The sequence below is a fragment of the Vibrio sp. 10N.222.48.A3 genome, assembly GCF_041475345.1.
Taxonomy (GTDB): Bacteria; Pseudomonadota; Gammaproteobacteria; order Enterobacterales; family Vibrionaceae; genus Vibrio; species Vibrio tasmaniensis_A.
This window is the reverse complement of record NZ_JBFRVX010001103.1, coordinates 1-3,581: the sequence shown is the minus strand read 5'-3', so window position 1 is coordinate 3,581 and position 3,581 is coordinate 1. Positions and strand designations below refer to the sequence as shown.

At 42.2% G+C, this 3,581-nt stretch carries 2 protein-coding genes and 1 pseudogene; all 3 read left to right on the top strand.

What is annotated here, in order from left to right; translation table 11 throughout:
• Positions 1–182, top strand: a pseudogene (locus AB4653_RS24000) (radical SAM protein); the annotation flags it as partial.
• Positions 183–210: 28 nt separating this feature from the next.
• Positions 211–1,497 carry an HlyD family secretion protein gene (locus AB4653_RS23995; protein WP_017098603.1) on the top strand — a complete coding sequence of 429 codons (1,287 nt, stop codon included), beginning with the start codon at positions 211–213 and terminating at the stop codon, positions 1,495–1,497.
• 2 nt (positions 1,498–1,499) lie between these two features.
• The coding region (locus tag AB4653_RS23990; RefSeq protein WP_372105498.1) for a peptidase domain-containing ABC transporter at positions 1,500–3,581 on the top strand (2,082 nt) is incomplete at its 3' end.

Below are 3,581 nucleotides of genomic sequence, written 5' to 3'. Positions count from 1 at the left end.
GTTCTTGGTGTATGCAAGATGGCCCCATTGGCTCTATTTATGATGAAAATGTTGAGCTTCCTACCAATCCAACCAAGTGTAGAACTAAAATTTGTCAATGCGGTGTCGATTTGTCGGCGAAAAAAGTGAATACAAAGTTGATTTCAAACAAGCAACAAGAAATTGCTGTTATACAGCTTTAGCATCGTTTGTTAAGGGAAAGGATTACCCGTGGTAACAAGAGCTAAGCATTTATATAGACCAGAGTATTTTGAGGCGCAGAAATCAGACAATCAAGGCTCAATTTTAATTGACGCTTCGTTGAATCAGCATATGTTTTTAGCTGCATCAATATTTGTTCTGATGACTATTATTTTTTTCGTTGTTTTTGCCGAATATACACGCAGAGATACACTGAACGGAGTGGTAAGTCCGACTGGCGGTATTGTGAAGGTACAGGCTAATGATGAAGGGTATGCTGAAAGTGTATTTGTCACTGAAGGCCAGACAGTGTTCTCTGGAGAACCTCTATATGAGATAAAAACAGAGCGTTATGATGAGTTTGGGCAGGGCGTGAAAAAACGCATTGTTGCTACCATTGAAAGTCAAATTACTTTGCTAAACGAACGTCGAGATAAAGAAATAGAGAAATCTCGGCATCAACTAAAAGTCATTGATGATGACTTAGTTCGTTTGTCAGAAGAGGCCGGCATACTGGAAGTTGTCGTTGATTTATCTGAACAAGAGCTAAGCCTTGCTCAAAGTTTGGTTGATAAACAACAAGTATTGGTCAACAAGCAGTTCATTTCTTCTATTGAACTTCAAAGACAAAGACTCGAGTTAATAACACTAGAAGCTAAGGTACAAACACAGCACCTTAGTTTACAGAGATTGGTCAGAGAAAAGGCCAAGTTGGAAGATACGAAAGATACGTTACAGTTAGAACTTGACATTACCCTCCAGGAAATAGACCGCCAGCTTCAACAAATCGCTCAAAGTAAAATCGAATACTTTTATCAAACAGATACTCAGGTTGTATCACCGATTAACGGTGTGGTTGCGTCAATTTTCGTCAAGGAAGGTCACTCAGTTAATAAAGGTCAACCTCTACTCGTTGTTATTCCTGAGGGTGAAGAGCCTGTCGTTGTTGAGCTTTATGCGCCCAGTCGCAGTATAGGTTTTATTAAAGAAGGTCAGAATGTTCGTTTACGGTTTGATGCGTTTCCCTATGAAAAGTTTGGTGTTCAGCAAGGTGTTGTCGACTCCATATCAAAATCTGCAGTCTCCGCGGATATGTTACCAAATAGCCCGCTGATCCAAAGTCAGATTTCTCGTACGTATGGTGGTGTTGGGTTGTATCAAGTGAGAGTCACATTAGAGAAGCCAACCATTACTGTTTATGGGGACGAGCAAACGTTTGTTCCAGGAATGACATTAACCGCAGACATTGAACTTGATACACGCAAGGTCTACGAGTGGCTGTTAGAGCCTTTGTACACGATTAAAGGGCGAATATAACCATGCATACAGAAGGGCTTATAGATTGGGGGTGGGGGAGGAAACTCTCTTTGATCCGACAGACAGAAAAGGCGGAATGTGGTATCGCTTGTTTAGCTATGGTTGCCGATTGGCATGGTTATAAAGCCGACCTACGCTCACTAAGGGCAAAATGCGGTATTACTCAGCATGGGATGTCGTTTGCTCGGCTTATTGAGTGTGGTGCACTTCTCAAGCTTTCGGGGCGGGCGGTTCGCTTAGAACTACAGGAATTGGAGCAATTAGCCACACCCTGTATTTTACACTGGAATCTAAATCACTTTGTTGTGTTAAAGAGAGTGCGTGGGAAGAAGATTGACATTCATGATCCTGCAAGTGGATCGTTGACACTAAGTTATGATGAGGTAAACCAACATTTCACAGGCATAGCTCTAGAGCTAACACCAACTCATGACTTCGAAGAAAAAGTGGGAAGTAAAGCCGTTCGGTTATCGACTCTCATTGGTAAAACCGTTGGCTTAAAAGAGGCGTTAGGACGGATTTTTGTTTTCGCATTGGTACTAGAGCTATTAGCGCTTACCTTGCCCATTTTCAACCAAATCGTGATTGATGAAGTATTGGTTGGATATGACAAAAACCTTCTTGTACTCGTCATTGGAGCCATTCTGATAGTAACTGCGACGCAAACTCTAATTGGTCTTGCCCAGCAATGGGCGACAATCAAGCTGTCAGTGAACTTTAATATGCAGTGGGCTGCGAACGTTTTCCATCACTTGTTCCGGTTACCGATAGATTGGTTTGAAAAAAGGGATATAGGGAGTATTAGTGCTAAATTTTCCGCTGTGGATGTCATTCAGCAGACGTTAACAACCAGTGCAATTCAAGCTCTACTCGACTTAGTATTAGTTGTTGGCACTCTGTCGGTTATGTTGGTTTACAGCCCTGAACTCTCATTCATTGCCATCGCTGCTGCGTTAGGTTACATCGCTCTTCGGTTTGCGTGGTTTGGCGCGTTTAAACGCGCCGAAGAAAATACCTGGGAAGCCAGCACTCAAGAAGACAGTTATTTCATAGAGACAGTTCGCGGTGTATTAAGTTTGCGAGTCAATGGGGCGTTACCTTGGAGGGAGTCGTCTTGGCGAAACCTCAATATTAATAGAAGAAATGCGCAGCTACATGAGCAAAAGCTCGGGATGATCTATAACACAATTAATGTGACCATTGTTAGCATTGTGTCTGCGACTGTTCTCTGGTTTGGTGCAAATTTGGTTTTGGATGGACTATTTACTATCGGTATGTTGATGGCGTTTCTTTCGTATCAAGGGCGTTTTTCTGCCAGCATTAGTTCACTAATCGATAAGTATTTCGAGTTTAAGATGCTATCTGTGTACAACGAGCGTTTAGCAGATATTGTCTTAACCGAAAAAGAAACGGATAACGAGCCTGATGTCATAGGGTTACCCGTTGCAATAAATAATCAGGGCGATAATGTTATCGAGTTTGACGAGGTATACTTCTCTTATGGAAAAGACCAACCTCCTATTCTTAACGGTGCAAGTTTTAGTGTAAAAAGTAATGAGATTGTAGCGTTAGTTGGGCCGTCTGGTTGTGGTAAGTCAACCATTTCTAAACTGCTATTGGGTATTTATTCAGTCACATCAGGTAGCATTAATTATTTCGGTAATAAATCGCCTGCCTCCAAATCTCTTAGAGCTCAGGTTGGCGCGGTGTTGCAAGAAGACCAGTTGTTTAGTGGTTCGATTATCGAGAATATTACATTCTTCGCTGGCGATTTAGATGAAGACTGGCTTGTGGAGTGTGCTCGTAGGGCGGGTGTTCACGATGATATCGAAAGCCTAAATATGGGGTACCACACGTTGGTTGGTGAGATGGGCTCTAGTCTCTCAGGAGGTCAAAAACAAAGGATTCTCATCGCGCGAGCTTTGTATAAAAAACCCAAGTTTCTCGTATTGGACGAAGCGACAAGTAGCTTAGATATCTATACGGAGTCGTTTGTCTGCCAGATGTTTAAGGAAATCAATACTCCTATATTGATGATTGCTCACCGCCCAGAAACCATTGCTTCGGCTGACAGAGTATTACTT